We start from the raw sequence: 19,323 nt of genomic DNA, 5'->3' as shown, positions 1-19,323 counted from the left end.
TACACAGATAAAGGTTATTAAACCGCTTTAATCAGCGTATTCAAACCCACCTACCATTTCCATCTACCATCATCTACTTCCTTCTCCCTTTTAGTATCTGCTCACTTCAAAGTTACTCAATCCGCCATCCAAATTGATAAAGATTTTTTTAGTCGACGTTTTATAATTGGAAGTTTCATAAACACCATCACTCAGTTTTTCAAATCCTTCGAAATCCTTTGCCGATAAACCAGTTTTAGTTTTAATTCTGCAACCTGAATTTTCAGGAATTTTAATCTTAACATCGGCAACGCCGGATTTCACGATTACATCTGTTATTGGCAGTAGATCGCCCATTTTAATGTCTAATGATGCTGCTCCCCCGTCGAACCGGAAAGTTCGAACTTTATAGTGTTCAAAATCAAAATCTGCTTCACCTGCACCCAGTTTCATTAGTATATCCCAATTTGGCGCTTTATTTAATTTAAAATCTACGTCATTACCCCCGTCACCAAAATTCCACTTATTTTTCTTATCGCCCATTTTGAAAGTAAGCACAGTTGCGGTATCCGTATTTTGCTTGGTGAGTGAAAAATTTCCGTGCCTTTTTTTCACATCTGCTTTGATTAAATCAGTAGTTTCTCCATCAAGATTGAAAGATATGCCACCACCTGAAATATTCAGGATAGTTTTTTTAGCACTATCAACAGCTGCAAAAGGCTCTGACAACTTCAACTCATTAAAAGCAGTGTCATTGTCGTTATCATCATTGTTGTCGTTGTCATCGATAGTTACATCGACATCTTCTTTAAACTTATGGCTCCACCAGGAATTTCTATCGGGCTCCTGCTGTCCTTTAAAAAACAGAAAGCCTAAGGTAAGTACCAGCACAGCGATGGAAATCATGCTGCCGGTTTGCGAATTATTTTTATTGAATAAAATATTTACACCTGCGATGATTAAAAATACAGGCCAGAAATGCCATACATTGCGCCAATAAAATTCGATTACACCAAAGTTTTCCAATAAGAGTACCCCGCCTATGAAAAGCAATAAAATACCCCAGATTAATCTATCTAATTTCATAATATCTATACTTGAGGGTTAACAGGTTTTGAATTGTTTTCGTCTTTGGTTTCCTCAACTAGAACTGCGTCAGTAACGGTTTCTGTTTTTGACTCTTCAGCAGCTTGTTGTTGATTTTGGAATGCAGCCCATTCATTTTTTCTTTTAGATTTAGCAATGATACTAATTCCTAAAACAATGAATATTACCGGCCAGAAATTTCTGAAGCGAAACCAATCAGGAATAAAGTCAAATTCACGCATTAAGAAGAAACATCCGACAACGAGCAAAAGCAATCCGCCTATTGTACGACCGGTATCATTTGGTTTACTGAATTTACTGAAATCAGCCTGCGTTTCAAATGGTGTTTTCTGTGCATCATTTACAGGTTGTGTCCAATTTGTGTTACCTGAACCCACCGGACCGGTAAATGAATCTGTACTTCCAAAGGGGGCCGCATTGGGGTTATTCTTATTAAAGTAATCGTTAAATTTTGAGAATTTTACTGCAGGGTCATTATTAACCGGAACAATAATCCACATAATTATATACGCAACCAGGCCACCTCCGGCCATAAAAATGGTTGATAATGCGAACAGTAATCTAACTATGGTTACCTCTACCTGCATATATTCTGCAAGGCCTGAAGCTACACCGGCAATCATCTTATCGTGTTCGTTTCTAAAAAGCTTCTTTTCCATAACGTTGTTCATTTTGTGTTTAAAAATCAAGCGGTGTAATCAGCACTTCATCAACATTTACCCCTTTACTTAAGTTTAAAATGGTAAACAAAGTTTCTGCTAAGTCTTCTGGTTGTACAAATTTCTCATCAGGAATCGTAGTTCCTTCCCAGGATGAAGTTTTTGTAGGACCTGGTAAAAAAGCAGTTACCTTAACATGGTGTGGTGCTAACTCTTGCCGCAATACATGATTAAGACTTAACATCGCTGCTTTTGTTACACTATAACTCCCACCATTTTTTACCGGTGCTTTACTGGCTACCGAACAAATGTTGAAGATGTGCCCACGTTGCTCAGAACGCATTTTTTTACCAAAAAATTTGCTGATGTAATAATTTGAATTAACGTTTGTATTTTGTTGCTTTTCAAAAGTTTCATCTTCTTCATCGAGCATACTGCCTGGTAAAAAAGCCCCTACATTGTTTACCAAAACCTCAGCAAAGCCAAACTCTTGCTCAATGGTATTCAGAAAACGAGAAACATCTTCCTTAAGGGCACAATCTACAGCATAAATTAAAAGCGTTCTGCCGGTTATGAATAAGGCATCACGAAGTTTTTCCAGTTCATTTATATTTCTGGCAACAAGTGCCAGGTCATACCCGTTTTCCCACAATTTTATTGCTATTGCTTTTCCAATGCCTTTTGTTGCTCCGGTTATTACAGCCTTCATATTTTATGGTTTAATTTTTGTAAGCAAAAAACCATATTTATATTTAAAACCACGAATATTTTTGCAATTAACAAAGCACAACAACATTTTTATCGTTTCTTTGTAGTAGCACATACTAACATTTAAATTAAGAAATACATACGGAATGAATTTTACCAATTTCGGCAGGTACATACTGCTGCTCAAATCTGTATTCAGAAAGCCGGAAAAACTGAAGATATACCTTAAAGAAATAGCAAAGCAAATGGATTACGTTGGCGTTGGTTCTCTAGGTTTAATTGCCATCATTTCAACTTTTATTGGTGCCGTAATGACCTTACAAATTGCCTTCCAGCTGGTTAGTGATTTCATACCAAAAACGATTATAGGTTCTGTAAACCGGGATTCGAGTATTCTGGAACTGAGTCCTACCATCAGTGCAATTGTTTTGGCGGGGAAAATCGGTTCAGCCATCTCTTCGGAAATTGGTTCGATGCGGGTTACCGAGCAGATTGATGCTTTAGAAATAATGGGTATTAACGCACCGGGTTATCTGATTCTTCCTAAAATTATTTCCGGCATAACCATGGTACCCATGCTGGTTATCATTTCTATGTTCCTGAGCATTACTGGCGGTTATATTGGTGGCTCCATCTCTGGCGCTGTAACGCCTGCTGAATATATGCAAGGCATCACAACAGACTTTAATCCATACACGATTGTTGTTGCCCTGGTTAAAGCATTTGTTTTTGGTTTCATTATTACATCAGTTCCGGCTTATGAGGGTTTTTATGTTCGTGGCGGAGCGTTAGAAGTTTCACAAGCCAGTACCAGAGCAGTTGTAATCAGCTGTATTTCTATCCTCGTTTGCGATTATTTGGTTACTCAACTATTATTGTAATGATTGAAGTTAAAGATATTTATAAGTCATTTTCCGGAAATGAAGTTTTAAAAGGCATTTCCGGTAAGTTTGAGGAAGGCGTTACGAATTTAATTATTGGTGGTTCAGGCTCGGGTAAAACAACTTTACTTAAATGTATGGTTGGTTTACATCAACCAGATTCAGGCTCTGTTTTATACGATGGGCGTGATTTCACACCAATGACCTACGAACAACGCATCGAGGTTCGTAAAGAAATCGGAATGCTTTTTCAGGGATCGGCGCTGTTCGATAGCATGACTGTTGAAGACAATATTATGTTTCCACTGAACATGTTTACCGATCAAACCCGTAAAGAAAAAATTGAACGCGTAAATTTTTGTTTGGAGAGGGTAAATCTGGCCGGAAAAAACAACTTGTTCCCGGCTGAATTATCAGGTGGAATGAAAAAACGTGTCGGTATTGCCCGTGCCATTTCCATGAATCCTAAATATTTATTTTGTGATGAACCTAATTCCGGCCTGGATCCAAAAACATCAATTGTTATTGACGAACTGATTCAGGAATTAACTGAAGAGTTTAAAACAACGACCATTGTAGTTACGCACGACATGAACTCTGTAATGGGAATCGGCGACTATATCTTATTCCTGCACGAAGGAAAAAAATTCTGGGAAGGAAGCAATAAGGAAATTGCGCATACAGATATTAAAGAACTTAATGATTTTGTATTTGCCAGCCGTTTTATGAAAGCTGCAAAAGATAAGTTTTAAGAAAATTCTTATATTTGAATATGACTACGGCTACAAAAAATATTATCAACAAATTGGAAACCTTACCAGAAAGCATGGTAAATGAGGTAGAAGATTTTATTGATTTTTTGAAAACCAAGCATGCTAAATATCCTCCTGAATCAGACAGGAAGTCAAATTTAGCAGAAGAACCGAAAAATTTATATGGAGCTGCAAGGGGTACTATTATTTATATAGCGGATGATTTTAATGAGCCATTAGATGATCTTAAAGATTACATGTAATGCGCTTCTTGTTGGACACTCATATTTTCTTGTTTTTTATTAATGGCGATAAATCTATCCAGAAAGAAACCGTTAATGTAATTAATAATCCAAATACTGATATATACCTTAGTATCGTAAGTATTTGGGAAATTGTTATCAAGATGAATATTGGTAAACTGAAATTAAAAGATGATGTAAATTCTATTTATATTCTTTTGAGCAATTATAACATAAAAATTCTTGACCTAAAAGAACATAATTTTAAAATTTATTCAGCCCTTCCTTTAATTCATAAAGATCCGTTTGACAGAATGATCATCTCGCAGGCAATTGCGGAAGATTTAACGATTATAAGTGATGATCAATACATCAGAAATTATCCAAATTTAAAGTTACTTTAATAAATGATACAACTACTTGCCCCAACACACTGGAAAGATTATGAACTGATTGATTGCGGGGATTTTGAAAAATTAGAACGTTTCGGAAACGTAACCCTAATCAGGCCTGAACCACAGGCGGTTTGGAAAAAAACACTATCCGAACAGGAATGGAAAAAAACTGCTAACATCACGTTCAGGGGCCGTTCGGCAACTTCAGGCGAATGGGTTAAGAAAAATCCTGCAACACCCGATCGCTGGCACGTAGACTATAAAAACAATGAAGTTGCGATTAAACTTCGCCTTGGTCTAACCTCTTTTAAACATGTAGGTGTTTTCCCGGAGCAGGCGGTAAACTGGGATTTTATTTCTTCATCCATTAAAAAGTTTAAAACACCTCAGCCAAAAGTCTTAAACCTCTTTGCATACACAGGCGCTGCTTCATTAATCGCAAACGCTGCCGGCGCTGAAACGACCCATGTCGACTCGATTAAACAAGTGGTCACCTGGGCAAACGAAAACCAGGAACTTTCGGGTTTAAAAAACACAAGATGGATGGTTGAAGACGCCCTTAAATTTGTTAAAAAAGAACTTAAAAGAGGTAAGAAATACAATGGTATTATCTTAGATCCACCTGCTTATGGCCACGGACCAAATGGAGAAAAATGGAAACTGGAAGACCATATACAGGAAATGATGCAGGATGTGGTTCAACTTTTAGATGAAAAAGAACACTTTTTAATTTTAAATACCTATTCGCTCGGATTTTCTTCTGTAATTGTAGAAAATTTAATTCGTACCTCATTCCCTAAAGTTACAAATTTAGAAACCGGTGAATTATATCTTCAGGCCACTGCAGGCATTAAACTTCCTTTAGGCGTTTTCGGCAAATTCTGTAATGTGTAAATGTTGAATACTTTATTTTGAACTATGGGTTTTCCATTCTATTTTCATACACAAACAGATTCGGAAAAACTGTCTAAACATTAATTATCTATAAATATATCTATGAAATTTCCTCAGTTAGCGGGCGCCGTAATACTTGGTTTTGCCGCAATCACTTTATTTGCCAATTGTAATTCAGATGGCAAAAGCGGTGGCATTGGTAAAATGTTCTCATCAGACAGTACAAAAAAGAAAACCGATTCTACTGTAAACGTAATGAAGCCCGTTGATCCGAAACTTTATGATTCTTTAGTAAATAAACTGGCAAATGGAGACACAACCGGCAAATGGCCTGTCAAAAAACAACCATATCCGCTTGCAGGTGCTATTTTGCCCTTTAAACGTATCGTAGTTTATTATGGAAACCTGCACTCCAAAAAAATGGGTGCACTTGGCGAGTATGCGCCTAAAGAAATGCTGCAACGCTTAAATACGGAAGTTAAACGCTGGGAAAAAGCAGATCCAACCACACCAGTTCAGCCGGGTTTACATTATATTGCTGCGGTAGCCAGCGGAACACCAGGTAAAGATGGTAAATACATAAACCGTATGGGTGATAAACAAATTGATTCGGTTTTAAAAATCGCAAAAATGCAGCCAAATACAATCGTGTTTTTAGACTTACAGGTTGCTTTAAGCACAATAAAAGCAGAACTTCCTCATATCGAAAAATACCTGCAGTTACCATATGTTCATTTAGGTATTGATCCCGAATTTTCAATGAAAGATGGCTCCTTACCAGGCAAAAAGATCGGAACTTACGATGCAACAGACGTTAATTACGTAACCGGATTTTTAGCTGACCTTGTAAAGAAATACAATTTACCTCCAAAAGTTTTCGTTCTGCATCGTTTTACAAAGAAAATGGTAACCAATTCTCAAAACATTAAATTACGCCCTGAAGTTCAGGTGGTAATACACATGGATGGTTGGGGTGAACCTGAATTGAAAAAAGGAACTTACAGGCACTTTATTCAAAGCGAACCTGTTCAGTTTACAGGTTTTAAGTTATTCTACAAAAACGACTTAAAAAAAGAACCAAAGCGTTTGCTAACACCTGAAGAGTTATTGAAACTTACGCCGAAACCGATATATATTCAGTATCAATAATAGTAAATGACCAAAGCCTCTTAATTAAACTAAGAGGCTTTTTTGTACACAGTAAAACCTTAAGACTCCTATTTTCGTTATTAGAAATATGCAGACAGCAATATTTGGTGGAGGATGCTTTTGGTGTACAGAAGCTGTTTTTAAAACTTTAAAAGGCGTAGAAAAGATAGTATCGGGCTATATGGGTGGCGAATTAAAACACCCAACCTATATGGAAATCGCTAATGGAGATACCGGGCATGCAGAAGTAATTCAAATTGATTTTGATGAAAATCAAATCTCTTTTAACGAGCTGCTATTGGTTTTCTTCAAAATACATAATCCAACCTTGCTGAACCGACAGGATGATGATCGCGGTATACAATATCGTTCAGTAGTTTTTTACAGTACCAAAGAACAAAAACAGCAAACCGAAAAAATTATAGATGATTTAACACGTGATAACATTTTCGATAAGCCGATCATCACCGAGTTGAGCCCTGTTTCAGAATTTTATGATGCAGAAGACTATCATCAAAACTATTTCGGTAAAAATCATGAAAAACCCTATTGCACATTTGTGATTCAGCCTAAACTTGATAAGTTTGTACAGGAGTTTAAGGATAAAATTAAACCGGAACTACATGGTGATTAATGCTAAAAAGTTAATAAAGCATGTTGACTCGCAGTATGTATATCTCTCCAAACCCGGTTTATCTCTGATTCTTTTTTTGCAGCTTCCAAACCGCAATACGGAAAAAGTGTATCTGTTGCTTTTCTACAGACATGAGCCAGTCTTCGGCTTATTAAACTCACTTCCGAAAGTATAGCCTCACTGATAATACCTGTTTCGATTAGCTGCTGCCATGACTCATCGAATACCTTATAAAAATGATTTTTTAAATCCAGCACTTCTTTCTTGCATTTATTCAATTCCTTATTGAAAAAATCAATTTGCCTTTCACTGTATCGTTTCAACCCTGAGCGGGAGAAAAATGCTTCTTCAACCAACCTAATAAAATGATTAGCCATACCTAAACTATTAACGGCTAATGTGGTTTCTGCCAGTTGCAAAAACGGATAATCAAATCCCTCATCAGCGATTTCGATAGTATTATTTATTTTAAAAGTTCTGTTCTCCGGAACAACTAAATCATGCACCTTAAAAGCATGGCTTCCGGTTGCAATTAAGCCAAAATAAGACCAGCCGGAAAGAATTTCGACTTCGTCTTTTTTAAGGATAAAGGACATTACTTCCGGATTTCCATCTTCATCCAGGATATCGGTTCCATCATTATTTTTTAGGATACAGTTCGCCGTGAAAATGGTAGCGTGTAAAGCACCGCTGGCGTATTTCCAATACCCGTTAATTAAATATCCATGCACTGTTCTTGTAGCTGTACCGCCTACAGCACCGCTACCGGCAAAACATACTTGTCTATCCGCTAAAATTTCTTTTGCTAAACCCGGATTTAAAAATCCTGCAAACCACGCTGCACCTGCACAAAGCGTAATGGTCCAACCTAAGCTGCCATCTGCTTCAGCTAAGGCTTCTTCTAATCTTAATATTTCCGGAAGTTTTTTTCCTGGTCCGCCATAAATTTCCGGCACAAAAAGTTTAAACCAACCCTCCTGGTAAGCCAGTTCTAAAATCTCCGGATGCAATTCGCCCATTTCTTCAGATTGAGCGGCGAATTCACTTACTTTTTCCTGCCAGGTTTGTGTTACTACATTATTCATATCGCATTTTTTGCCACAGATTTTCTGATTAAAATGTTTTCATATTCCTATATTACTTGCCACAGAAACACGGAATTCACAGAAAATTATATTTACTTCCGTGTCAATCTATGCGCCCGTTGCCATTCGCTTATGCCAACTAATTTCTATCATTTGCCACTAAAACACTGAAATCACAGAAGGATTAAGCTTAATTTCTTATGATTTACATTTTGTTGCTAATATTGTATTAATGGCAATAGCTCTTTTTGTTTTTGCCACAGATTCTTGGATTAAATTAAATAATCTGCGAATCTGCGGCGAACCTAAATTGCGCTTAATTTTCGCCTTCCAATAATTTTCTTCCAGTCCATAAATCCAAAAATGGCCACCACAAAAAGAAAAATTGTTAAACAAGCCATCAGTGGTAACTTTTTATGAACCAATAATGGAATCGCTACGATATTTGATATGTTTAGAAAAATCCAGTTTTCTATTTTTCGTTTTGCCAGTAGCCACATTCCAGCCCAGGCTGTTGATGAAACAAAAGCATCGAGTAATGGTACATCAGAATCAGTATGATTTCTCAGAACGAAGTAGAAAACGAAGAAACCAGCGACAGAGATTAAAACCGCAATAAGTAATTCCTTATTCGTACTCCAGGAAACTTGATTTTCACCTTCCAGTTTGCGTTTTTTCCAGATTACCCAACCATAAACACTCATCACTAAATAATAAATACTCAACAGCGTTTCTGCGTAAAGTTTTACATTCAATAGAAGAAACATGGATAGCAAAATAGAAATTATTCCGGTAGGGTATAACCAGATGCTATTTTTCTTTGCCAGCAAAACTTCGGAAATGCCAAAGCCAACAGCCAGCCACTCAATTAATGATGTATGCAAAATTTGCACCGTGAAAAGCCTGAACCACTCTTGAAAATTCATTTACAATATTTTTGTCTTTCGACCAATAAAAAAATTGAAAACTGCTTTCAGGGCGAAACAGCATTGTAAATTAACCTCTTCCCTACGTCGGCATTATCCGAATCAGGTGCATTAAAAGGTGAAAGGTTTTGAGGTTTAAGGCATAAGGTGAAAACCCTAAACCTTAAGCCTTTTGCCTTAAGCCTCTTAAATGGGTGTAATCTCAGCCCTTTGAATAGCATCAGAAACCGCTAAATCAAAAAGCACCCCTTTGAGTAAGGCAAATATAGTTTTTAAATTGAAAATTTCTGATTTTATTGGGAATTCCGCTCATCTAATAATTAACCTCACTCTGTTATGCTCATTAAAAGCCACAAATCATTAGGGTTATTTTTTAGCCGTCGAACCCCGGGCGATTACAACAGGCTCAATTACAAAATGTTTAATGTTTTCATAAGGTTTGAGCGAGCGAATCATATCCAAAAACATTTCAGCGCAAGCTTTTCCCATATTAGCCGGATATTGTTCTACTGTAGTCAAAGATGGCGTAACATATTCAGAAAAAGTTTCATTGGCAAACCCAATTATGCCAATTTCCGGCGGGGTAATGCCAGCTGATTTCAGCTGCTGCATGATACCAAGTGCAGTAAAATCGTCGCCCGCAATAATGGCATCAGGTCTTTTTTTTCTTTTTAAAAGTTGTGTTCCAATAGTTTTTCCATCTGCTATTGATAAACCTCCGAAGAGTATATTGTCTTCATTTACAGGTAGTCCGTTAGCCTCCAAAGCTGCTTTATAGCCCTTCAACCTGTTTTCAAATATTTTAATCTGATGCGTGGTGGTTACAAATACAATATTTTGATAACCATTTACTAAAAGGTGTTCAGTAGCAATAAAACCGGCTCTAAAATCATTTAAAGTGATGGTAGGCACTTCCAGCGCCATATTAATCCTATCAAATAGAATAAGTGGTTTATCCTGGTTGATAAATGCTTCAAAATGCGATACATTATTGGTTTCTAAAGACATCGATGCAATTATCCCATCAACTTGTGCCTCTGTAAGGGCTTTCACCCCATCAATTTCCTTGGTTAACGATTCTTTAGATTGATAGACAATAATACGGTAACCGGCATCTTTTAAACCTTCTTCAATACTATCGATAATGGTTGCAAAAAAATGCGCCTCAACAGATGGAACAATGACACCTATAGTATACGTCTTCCCTGATTTTAATGCAGAAGCAAGTTTATTAGGACTATAGTTCAATTGCTTTGCAGTTTCAATAACGGCTTTCCTGGTCGAATCACTAATCGCAGGAAAGCCGCTTAAAGCCCTCGACACTGTAGAAACAGTTACATTAAGGGCTTTTGCAATATCATATATTGTAGTTTTCTTCAAGTATTAAATGTATCTGTTAATCAGATTTTCTAAATATTCCTGTTTACCGCTACGCACTTCAGGTTCGCCATTTTCAGCAGCAAAATTTCTTAAATCTTCTAAAGATAATTTACCTTGTTCAAACTCAGCACCTTTTCCGCTATCAAATGATGAATAACGCTCACTTCTGATTTTTTTGTAATCAGATTTCTGAAGGATGGCATCAGCAGTAATTAAAGCCCTTGCAAAAATATCCATTCCACCAACATGTGCATAAAACAGATCTTTTGGGTCGGTAGAATTTCTGCGGATTTTTGCATCAAAGTTTACACCACCACCCTGCAAACCACCACCTTCTAAAATAATCAGCATGGTTTCGGTTAACTCGTTAATATCGTTCGGAAACTGATCCGTATCCCAGCCGTTTTGGTAATCGCCACGGTTCGCATCAATAGAACCCAGTAAACCATTATCAACCGCTACCTGCAATTCATGCTGAAAAGTATGACCGGCAAGTGTAGCATGGTTTACCTCCAGGTTCAGTTTAAAATCATTAAGCAAATCATATTGCTGCAAAAAGCCCTTAACAGTAGCGGCATCGTAATCATACTGGTGCTTAGAAGGCTCGCAAGGTTTTGGCTCGATGAAGAAAGTTCCTTTAAAGCCATTTTTACGGGCATAGTCTTTAGCTGCGTGTAAAAATTTTGCTAAATGTTCCTGCTCACGTTTCATGTTTGTATTAAGCAAACTCATGTAGCCTTCTCTTCCGCCCCAGAAAACATAATTTTCACCGCCTAAAGCAATTGTTGCATCTAAAGCCGCTTTAACCTGTGCTGCTCCATGAGCCAATACATGAAAATCGGGATTGGTAGAAGCACCATTCATGTAACGCTTATGGCTAAATAAATTTGCCGTTCCCCAAAGCAATTTTACACCGCTTTCAGCTTGTTTCTGCTTTGCATACTCAACCAGTGTTTGTAGTCTGTGCTCATTTTCAGCTATATTATCACCATAATCAACTACATCCACATCATGGAAACAATAATATGGAATTTGCATTTTTGTGATGAATTCAAACGCAGCATCCATTTTATCTTTTGCCCTTTCGATAGCATCTTTTTTTTCATCCCACGGAAAAACATGTGTTGCGCCGCCGAAAGGATCACTTCCATTTCCATTAAAAGAATGCCAGTACGCACAGGCAAACTTAAAATGTTCGTTCATGGTTTTGCCAGCAACTATCTTATCTGCTTCGTACCATCTGAATGCCAAAGGATTATCGCTTCCTAAACCTTCAAACTTAATTTGTTCAATTCCTTTAAAAAATTCTGTGTCGCCTGTTACTACTTTTATCATATTATTTTATTTTGTGGTTCTTATAATGCTTTAATTAAAATTTTCTTCCAATCCTGGTAAATAGGTTCATATTCAGCGATATTTTTTGGTTCCACACGTTTAATCATCTCGTGATTTTTAAATGCAGCTTCAGCATTTTCAAAAATCCCTGAGCCTATTCCTGCACCAAGTGCTGCACCAACACTACCATCGTTTTCATAAAGTTCAACAGGTACACCGGTTACATCTACAAAAGTTTGGGTAAAAACAGTACTTAAAAATAAGTTTGCTTTACCCGCTCTTATTACTTTTGGCTCCATCCCGTTCTCACGCATGATATCTAATCCGTAACGAAAAGAAAAAGCAATTCCCTCTTGTACGGCTCTGAAAATATCAGCCTGGGTATGTATGTTTAAATCTATTCCAAGAAACTGGGCACCCGTATATTTATTTCCCAGCATACGTTCTGCTCCATTACCAAATGGCAGAACCTTAATTCCTCTGCTACCAATCGGCGCAGAAGCAGCTGATACATTTAATTCTGAATAGGGTATTTGTGGTGCAAAATTATTTTTAGCCCAGCGATACATGCTTCCTGTACCGTTGATACATAATAAAACGCCTGTATATTTATTTTCCTTTGAGTACGTTACATGTGCGAAAGTATTTACCCTCGACTGTAAATCATAAGTTAGCTCATCACTAACACCATATATTACGCCTGAGGTACCAGCAGTAGCTGCCACTTCTCCGGGTTTTAATACATTAAGAGATAAGGCATTATTTGGTTGGTCACCAGACTTATAAGCTACCGGAATACCTTTCTTTAAACCCAGTTGAGCAGCAATATCGTCTTTCAAATTTCCATGTTCAGAAAATAAAGGATATAAATCTGGGATTAATCTGCTGTCGATTCCATAATAATCCAGTACAGCTTCAGATACCTCATCTTCCTTAAAATCCCAGAAAATACCTTCCGAGAGTGCAGATATGCTTGTAGTAACTTTACCTGTAAGTTTCATTGCAATGAAATCTCCCGGCAGCATAACCTTATCTATTTTTTTATAAATTTCCTGTTCGTTATTTTTTACCCAGGCTAATTTTGAAGCTGTAAAATTTCCGGGCGAGTTTAGCAGATGACTTAAGCACAATTCATTGCCGATTTCATCAAAAGCTTTTTCACCAATTGCTACGGCTCTGCTATCGCACCAGATAATACTGTCTCTTAAAATATTTTGATTTTTATCTACGACAACTAATCCATGCATCTGGTAGGCAATTCCAATTGCCCGTATTTGTTCGGGATCAAATAACCCGGTGGCATTCAATTTAGAAATGGCCTTTTGGGTATTCGACCACCAGTCTTCAGGCGATTGTTCTGCCCATCCGGATTGAACAGATTTTATCTCGGCTTCGTCGTCGGGATATTGAGCAGTTGCAACGCTCTTTTGTGTATGAATATCTACTGCAGAAACTTTTATAGATGAAGTTCCAATATCGATACCTAATAAATACATAGAAAATTGGTTAAATATAGCCTTATGCAAACGGTTGCATAAAGTTAAATTTAAATTTCAAAAAGTCAAATTTTATCATTGAATATTTGCTCAGCATCTTCATCGATTTTAAATTCTTATATTAGCGGCACTAATCATAATGAAGGCTTTCAGAAAAGTTAATTATAATAAGATTACGACGTACTTGCTAAAAAAGCAGTTTATTGTTTCTATTTATGTTTTATTAGCAGTAGTTGCCGGAGGAAAACAATACTTACATCACGCGTACAATAACTATTCTATTTTCAAATATGTTTATTGGCACACTATAGATTTACAGAACCTATATGATAATTATCCGGAATACCTGGACAGCAATCATTATGGCCCGTTATTTTCGCTATTTATAGCCCCATTTGCAATACTTCCTGATGGCTTAGGCATGATATTATGGAATATAGCCAATGTACTAATATTGCTTTGGGGAATTTACAGTTTACCGATAGCCGAAAACAAACGCGCTATTGTTGCATGGATTTGTGCCCATGAAGCCTTAACTGCCTTATTTAGTTTCCAGTTTAATATTGCATTAACCGGAACAATCATGCTGGGTTTTTCATATTTGTTAAAGAAAAAAGAAGTTCAGTCTGCTTTTTTTATTGCGTTTGGAACGCTTGTTAAATTGTATGGCATTGTTGGTTTAGCCTTCTTCTTTTTCACTGAAAATAAATTAAAGTTTATTTTATCTTGCCTCTCCGCTTTTCTTATTTTATTTGCTTTACCAATGGTAATTTCATCACCGTCATTTATAATTCATTCTTATCAGGATTGGTACAATTCTTTAGTTCATAAAAATGATGTGAATGCTTCGCTAAATTCATTTCAGGATATTTCTGTTATGGGCATGGCACGTCGGATTTCAGGAAATATTAACCTACCCAACACACCATTTTTAATTGGAGGCGTTTTAATTTTTACTTTACCATACCTTCGAATCAAACAATATAAAAAGCTAGCTTTTAGACTAATGCTACTTGCTTCAACATTAATTTTCACGGTTATTTTCAGCAGCAGCTCAGAATCACCTACGTATGTTATTGCATTTGCAGGTATTGCAATTTGGTATGTAACACAACCAAATCCTAAAAATATCTGGGTAATTTTGCTCTTTATTTTTGCATTTATATTAACCAGTTTGTCGCCAACCGATATTTTTCCAAGCGTTGCGAAGGAATTTATTCGTCTATATTCGCTCAAAGCCCTACCTTGCATCATCATTTGGCTAACCCTGATTTATCAAATGATGAAAGAAGATTTCGACTCTTATTTGATTACAGATAAATGAAAAAATTAGTTTCTATTGTTATTCCTGCCTACAACGAAGCCGATAATATATTTGTAATTGCCGAAAGTATTAAGAAGGTTTTTACAACAATTAATTACGATTACGAACTTATCATAGTTGATGATGGAAGTGCAGATGATACACTTGAAAAAGTAAAAAATTATGCTGCAACAGCAGATAACATCTTTTTTTTAGAGTTTTCAAAGAATTTCGGACATCAGTTAGCGGTTAAAGCAGGCATGGACAATGCTTTTGGCGACTGCGTAATTTCTATGGATTGCGATATGCAACACCCGCCTGAGGTAATTCCCGAAATGCTGAAAAAATGGGAAGAAGGTTTTGAAGTTGTGTACACGATAAGAGCAGAAGATACAAATCTGTCGAAAGGAAAAAGAAATTCCTCCAGCATGTTTTATAAAATTTTAAACTCACTTTCCGATATTGAATTAGAGGCTGGAGCAGCTGATTTCCGTTTATTGGATCAAAAAGTTGTTAATGTTTTTCGCAATTTTCATGAAAATGAACCCTTCTTGAGGGGTTTAGTTAAATGGTTGGGCTTTAAGCAACATGCAATCAGGTACAATCCGGCTGTACGTTTTTCAGGTAAGAGCAAATATACCCTCAAAAAAATGTTTAGGCTTGCCTTGCATGGTGTTACATCGTTTAGCATCAAACCGCTTTATTCAGCTGTTTACTTAGGCTTTATTTTATCATTTGCGTCAATACTTTATATACCTTATATTATTTATGCATTTGTAAATAATGTAGAGGTTTCAGGTTGGGCATCGGTAATTATGACGATTGTTTTCTTTGGAGGACTACAATTGATCATTTTAGGTATTATAGGAATCTACGTAGGTAAAATGTTCATGCAGTCTAAAAACAGGCCAAATTATATTATCCGTTCCACAAATATACCTGCAAAATAATGGTGCTTTTAAGTTTCGACATTGAAGAATTCGACATGCCTTTTGAATATGGTAAGGATATCTCATTTGCAGATCAAATCACAATTTCCAAGGCAGGAACAATTTCCATACTTCATATTTTAGATAAATACGATGTAAAAGCGACTTTTTTTTGTACCGTTACTTTTGCAGAAAACATCCCAGACTTAATAAAAAGAATTACAGAAACGGGGCATGAACTGGCATCTCATGGTTATTACCATTCTGATTTTAAACCCGAACATTTGCTTCAATCAAAATTAAAACTGGAAGAACTGTCAGGGAAGGAAATAACCGGATATAGAATGGCCAGAATGATGCCTGTGGATGAAAAAGAAATTGAGAAAGCCGGCTATACATATAACACATCAATTAATCCTACATTTTTGCCCGGGAGGTACAATAACCTGAACATTTCAAGAACTTTTTTCACCAAAGAAAACGTATTGCAAATACCTGCTTCGGTAAGTCCGCTGATCAGATTCCCATTATTCTGGCTTTCGTTTCATAACTTACCCTTAAGCATTTACAAATCTTTGGTAAGCTGGACATATAAAAAAGATAAATACCTGAATATTTATTTTCACCCGTGGGAATTTACTGATCTGGATGATTTTGAACGCTTCGGATTTCCTGGCTATGTAAGAAAAAATACCGGGCATAAAATGATTGAAAGAATGGAAAGCTTGATATCTTGGATGAAATTAAAAAACTACCCTTTTGGCACTTTTCAGGATTTCATTAAAACCATAAATTAATAGCCGGTTTACAGCCTTAAGTTTGCAGTTTAATTCCGGATTATTTATAAGTTTCTGCGAGTTTCAAAGCATTGTAAGTATTCACAATACCTCCGCTTACACAAACATCACTAAAAGGAACCCGAACATTTTCACCCTTTTCATTTTTGTATTTCACTTTGTGCAGCACTTTTGAAACCGATTTCATTATAATTTCTCTAACCTGAGCAGGTTTTAAATCCGGATAATAGCTTAAAATTAAAGCTGCCAAACCAGAAACTACCGGCGATGCCATGCTGGTTCCGTCCAGTTCTTCATATTTGTTATCCGGAGCTGTAGAATTAATTAAGAATCCCGGCGCAAAAACATCAACGGTATATTTTCCATAGTTTGAAAAATCAGCTTTTAGATTGTCATCATCTTTATAGGCACTGGCACCAACTTCAATCCAGTTTGATGCATGAGGAAGTTCATATTTTGTCGAATCTAAAGGAACAGGCTTTACAATTGCAGGTCGAGCCACTGGTGGTCTCATGCCCATCCCATTATTCTGAGGTACATTCTTTGGTGGCATAAAATCAGCTAAAGAAGGTTTTTTATGAGCTAATTTATAAGCTTCAGCTTCTTTACTATCATAAAACTTATTGGGATAATTCTCATCGATATCGTTATTCTGATTATCATTTCCTGCCGCATGCACTAATAAAACACCTTTACTTTCTGCATATTTAACCGCTTCATCAACTGCCTTTTTATCCCATTTATACGATTTGCCAAAACTCATATTAATTACTTTGGCGCCATTGTCTACAGCATATCGAATTCCATTAGCGACATCTTTATCCCGTTCGTCGCCGGTAGGTACAACTCTTATGGCCATAATGCTAACATTATTTGCAACGCCCATTACTCCTAAAGTGTTTGTTCTATTTGCACCGATAATTCCAGAAACATGTGTGCCGTGTAAAGCATCCGGACCTTTTACATCATTATTTCCATAATTTCTTTGGTTAGCGTTAGTATAGTCATCACCAACAAGTTCTGCCCGCATATCATATTTCGGATTTAGGTTATACTTCAACATCGCATCATATTGTTTATAACCATCCTTAATGTTTTTGTAGAATTTTTCGAAACTGCCATCATCTTTAGAACCTTTTCTGATGATCGTTTTTACTTGTTCCTCTACTTCATCATCTGCCTTATATTGCTCAATGTCTTCGTAAGCAGGAATTTCTTTTTTACTGGTTTTAGCGACAGAATCGAGCACTTTATTTATTGCGACTAATACTGAAAATGTATTACTTGCATCTTCATATTTTTTACCGAAATCGCCAACCATTTTTTTATATAACCTAAACTCTTCTTTTTGTGTGCTGTCTAAAGGCGTCAAGTTTGTGGTTGATTGGTATTTTGGAGTGTATATTCTTAATAGCCTGACGAGTTCCAGATTATCAAACTCGAGATTGCCTTTTTTTGAACCAATAAAATTCCAGCCATGGATATCATCTACATAACCATTTCCGTCATCATCAATGCCGTTACCTGGAATTTCTTTTTTATTTGTCCATAAAACGTCTTTCAAATCCTGGTGACTAATATCGACACCTCCATCAATGACAGCAACAATTACTTTCTGTTTCGGGATTTTATTTTTCAGAATATCACGATATGCTTTCTCCGTGCTTATGCCAAAAAATCCGTTTTCTACCAAGTCTAGGTTAAACCAATTTGCGGGTAACTGTATATTCTTGCTCTGCGCAAAGGTGATTGTGTTTAAGCATAATAAAAAAGAAAAAAATAGCAATTTCTTCAAACTCATATTTGTCATATTAACACTTACGTAATACTGCAATAATACGGTTTTATTGTCTTGAGCCCGAAAATTTTATCATATTTTAACAAACCTTTGGTTAGGTTCTTAGGTGGTTAGTGGGTTAGATGTTTAGTTGTTTAGCATCCAGAAATGACATCGCCGATAATAACTCATTAACCACGCTCTCATCTTTTAACTCTGTTGGTTGTTCAGGCGCTGGTTGTTTGGTTTTATGTTGTTGCCAATGCAATGGGAGTGCATTTTCAACTGCAAGTTCCATGTAAACTTTACCTCAACGTTTACCGCTAACCGCTAAACCGTTCGGCTTGTGTTTTGGTTTCGTTTTTCGCCTTTCGTTTTTAGTCTTTGGTCTTTAGGCTTTGGTCTTTAGTCTTTTAAACCAAGAAACCCCTGCAGTTGTTAATGCAAGGGCTTTTGTTAAAGGCCTGTTTTGGTTTTAAGATTTGGCACCGGCCTCCCTGATAGCTATCCCGAGGGAAGAAATGGAAAAGCCTATAAACCAAGAAAACCCTTCAACGTTTCCGTTAAAGGGTTTCTTTTAAGATTTGGCACCGACCTACTCTCCCACGTGTTACCGCAGTACCATCGGCTCTGGTGGGCTTAACTTCTCTGTTCGGAATGGGAAGAGGTGGACACCACCGATATAGGCACCTAAATATTTTTAAATAGTATGTAGTATTTAGTCGTTAGTAATTAGACATCTTATCTATCTACTAAGTACTCAGTACTTACCACTAAATGACATATTATTGAAAGAAGTTAGTTTTGAAGAACAAACAACAAGTTGTGTTAGCTTTGAAAGCTTCGGATGATTAGTATTACTCGACTGTGCTGTCACCAGCTTTACATCTGTAAC

20 protein-coding genes and 1 rRNA gene are annotated in these 19,323 nt (G+C 36.6%); 10 read left to right on the top strand and 11 right to left on the bottom strand.

The genetic code is table 11. The features are described 5' to 3' along the window. Positions 1-90: 90 nt before the first annotated feature. From O0931_RS00105 to O0931_RS00095, 3 genes are read right to left on the bottom strand one after another with little or no spacing between them, the layout of a single operon-like run. Positions 91-1,065: a toast rack family protein gene (locus O0931_RS00105; RefSeq protein ID WP_269413528.1), complete on the bottom strand. Its 975-nt coding sequence runs from the start codon at positions 1,063-1,065 to the stop codon at positions 91-93. Positions 1,066-1,070: 5 nt separating this feature from the next. Beyond that, positions 1,071-1,745, bottom strand: a complete 675-nt coding sequence (locus O0931_RS00100; RefSeq protein ID WP_269413527.1) for a PspC domain-containing protein — start codon at positions 1,743-1,745, stop codon at positions 1,071-1,073. Between the two features lie 19 nt (positions 1,746-1,764). After that, a complete protein-coding gene (locus tag O0931_RS00095; protein ID WP_269413526.1) occupies positions 1,765-2,454 on the bottom strand; it encodes an SDR family oxidoreductase in 690 nt (229 codons plus the stop codon). Positions 2,455-2,599: 145 nt separating this feature from the next. Between O0931_RS00095 and O0931_RS00090 the strand changes: the two genes are divergently transcribed. The 7 genes from O0931_RS00090 (at position 2,600) to msrA (ending at position 7,400) form a co-directional block, all read left to right on the top strand. After that, positions 2,600-3,334, top strand: coding sequence for an MlaE family ABC transporter permease (locus O0931_RS00090; protein WP_090498877.1), 735 nt, complete (start codon positions 2,600-2,602; stop codon positions 3,332-3,334). Next, the gene (locus O0931_RS00085) at positions 3,334-4,086 is read left to right on the top strand and encodes an ABC transporter ATP-binding protein (protein WP_269413525.1); all 753 of its coding nucleotides are present in this window, start codon (positions 3,334-3,336) and stop codon (positions 4,084-4,086) included. The genes O0931_RS00090 and O0931_RS00085 overlap by 1 nt, the downstream gene beginning before the upstream one ends. Before the next feature lie 53 nt (positions 4,087-4,139). Next, complete coding sequence (gene vapB / locus O0931_RS00080) at positions 4,140-4,349, top strand: type II toxin-antitoxin system VapB family antitoxin (RefSeq protein ID WP_269413524.1); 210 nt, start codon at positions 4,140-4,142, stop codon at positions 4,347-4,349. Continuing rightward, positions 4,349-4,732: a type II toxin-antitoxin system VapC family toxin gene (locus tag O0931_RS00075; protein WP_269413523.1), complete on the top strand. Its 384-nt coding sequence runs from the start codon at positions 4,349-4,351 to the stop codon at positions 4,730-4,732. Before vapB ends, O0931_RS00075 begins: the two co-directional genes overlap by 1 nt. A 3-nt stretch (positions 4,733-4,735) precedes the next feature. Continuing rightward, on the top strand, positions 4,736-5,617 hold the full coding sequence (locus O0931_RS00070) for an RsmD family RNA methyltransferase (RefSeq protein WP_269413522.1): 882 nt from the start codon (positions 4,736-4,738) through the stop codon (positions 5,615-5,617). 102 nt (positions 5,618-5,719) lie between these two features. Then, positions 5,720-6,766 carry a hypothetical protein gene (locus tag O0931_RS00065; protein WP_269413521.1) on the top strand — a complete coding sequence of 349 codons (1,047 nt, stop codon included), beginning with the start codon at positions 5,720-5,722 and terminating at the stop codon, positions 6,764-6,766. Positions 6,767-6,854: 88 nt separating this feature from the next. Beyond that, positions 6,855-7,400, top strand: coding sequence for a peptide-methionine (S)-S-oxide reductase MsrA (gene msrA, locus O0931_RS00060; protein WP_269413520.1), 546 nt, complete (start codon positions 6,855-6,857; stop codon positions 7,398-7,400). A 2-nt stretch (positions 7,401-7,402) separates the two neighbouring features. On the opposite strand, the gene O0931_RS00055 is transcribed toward msrA, so the two are convergent. The 5 genes from O0931_RS00055 to O0931_RS00035 all read right to left on the bottom strand — a co-directional run bounded on the left by O0931_RS00055 (position 7,403) and on the right by O0931_RS00035 (position 13,622). Next, entirely contained in the window at positions 7,403-8,485 is a 1,083-nt protein-coding gene (locus O0931_RS00055) for an acyl-CoA dehydrogenase family protein (RefSeq protein WP_269413519.1), read from the bottom strand. Between the two features lie 305 nt (positions 8,486-8,790). After that, positions 8,791-9,411: a nicotinamide riboside transporter PnuC gene (gene pnuC, locus O0931_RS00050; RefSeq protein ID WP_269413518.1), complete on the bottom strand. Its 621-nt coding sequence runs from the start codon at positions 9,409-9,411 to the stop codon at positions 8,791-8,793. Positions 9,412-9,777: 366 nt separating this feature from the next. Further along, entirely contained in the window at positions 9,778-10,791 is a 1,014-nt protein-coding gene (locus O0931_RS00045) for a LacI family DNA-binding transcriptional regulator (protein WP_269413517.1), read from the bottom strand. Positions 10,792-10,794: 3 nt separating this feature from the next. After that, on the bottom strand, positions 10,795-12,126 hold the full coding sequence (gene xylA, locus O0931_RS00040) for a xylose isomerase (protein ID WP_269413516.1): 1,332 nt from the start codon (positions 12,124-12,126) through the stop codon (positions 10,795-10,797). A gap of 20 nt (positions 12,127-12,146) precedes the next feature. Then, entirely contained in the window at positions 12,147-13,622 is a 1,476-nt protein-coding gene (locus O0931_RS00035) for a xylulokinase (protein WP_269413515.1), read from the bottom strand. Between the two features lie 139 nt (positions 13,623-13,761). Here O0931_RS00035 and O0931_RS00030 point away from each other — a divergent pair, with 139 nt between their 5' ends. From O0931_RS00030 to O0931_RS00020, 3 genes are read left to right on the top strand one after another with little or no spacing between them, the layout of a single operon-like run. Further along, on the top strand, positions 13,762-14,946 hold the full coding sequence (locus tag O0931_RS00030) for a glycosyltransferase family 87 protein (protein WP_269413514.1): 1,185 nt from the start codon (positions 13,762-13,764) through the stop codon (positions 14,944-14,946). Next, on the top strand, positions 14,943-15,875 hold the full coding sequence (locus O0931_RS00025; RefSeq protein WP_269413513.1) for a glycosyltransferase family 2 protein: 933 nt from the start codon (positions 14,943-14,945) through the stop codon (positions 15,873-15,875). The genes O0931_RS00030 and O0931_RS00025 overlap by 4 nt, the downstream gene beginning before the upstream one ends. Beyond that, positions 15,875-16,651, top strand: coding sequence for a polysaccharide deacetylase family protein (locus O0931_RS00020; protein ID WP_269413512.1), 777 nt, complete (start codon positions 15,875-15,877; stop codon positions 16,649-16,651). Before O0931_RS00025 ends, O0931_RS00020 begins: the two co-directional genes overlap by 1 nt. A 40-nt stretch (positions 16,652-16,691) precedes the next feature. Here the strand turns inward: O0931_RS00020 and O0931_RS00015 are convergent, their stop codons facing one another. The 3 genes from O0931_RS00015 to rrf form a co-directional block, all read right to left on the bottom strand. After that, positions 16,692-18,452 carry a S8 family peptidase gene (locus O0931_RS00015; RefSeq protein ID WP_269413511.1) on the bottom strand — a complete coding sequence of 587 codons (1,761 nt, stop codon included), beginning with the start codon at positions 18,450-18,452 and terminating at the stop codon, positions 16,692-16,694. Between the two features lie 115 nt (positions 18,453-18,567). After that, positions 18,568-18,726 (bottom strand): hypothetical protein, encoded by a 159-nt coding sequence (locus O0931_RS00010; protein WP_269413510.1) that lies wholly within the window; start codon positions 18,724-18,726, stop codon positions 18,568-18,570. A 284-nt stretch (positions 18,727-19,010) separates the two neighbouring features. Beyond that, a 5S ribosomal RNA gene (gene rrf / locus O0931_RS00005) occupies positions 19,011-19,122 on the bottom strand. Positions 19,123-19,323: the final 201 nt, after the last annotated feature.

This window comes from Pedobacter rhodius (genome assembly GCF_027213645.1).
GTDB lineage: Bacteria > Bacteroidota > Bacteroidia > Sphingobacteriales > Sphingobacteriaceae > Pedobacter > Pedobacter rhodius.
Note: the sequence above shows the minus strand (reverse complement) of the source record. Positions and strands in the feature narration are given on the sequence as shown.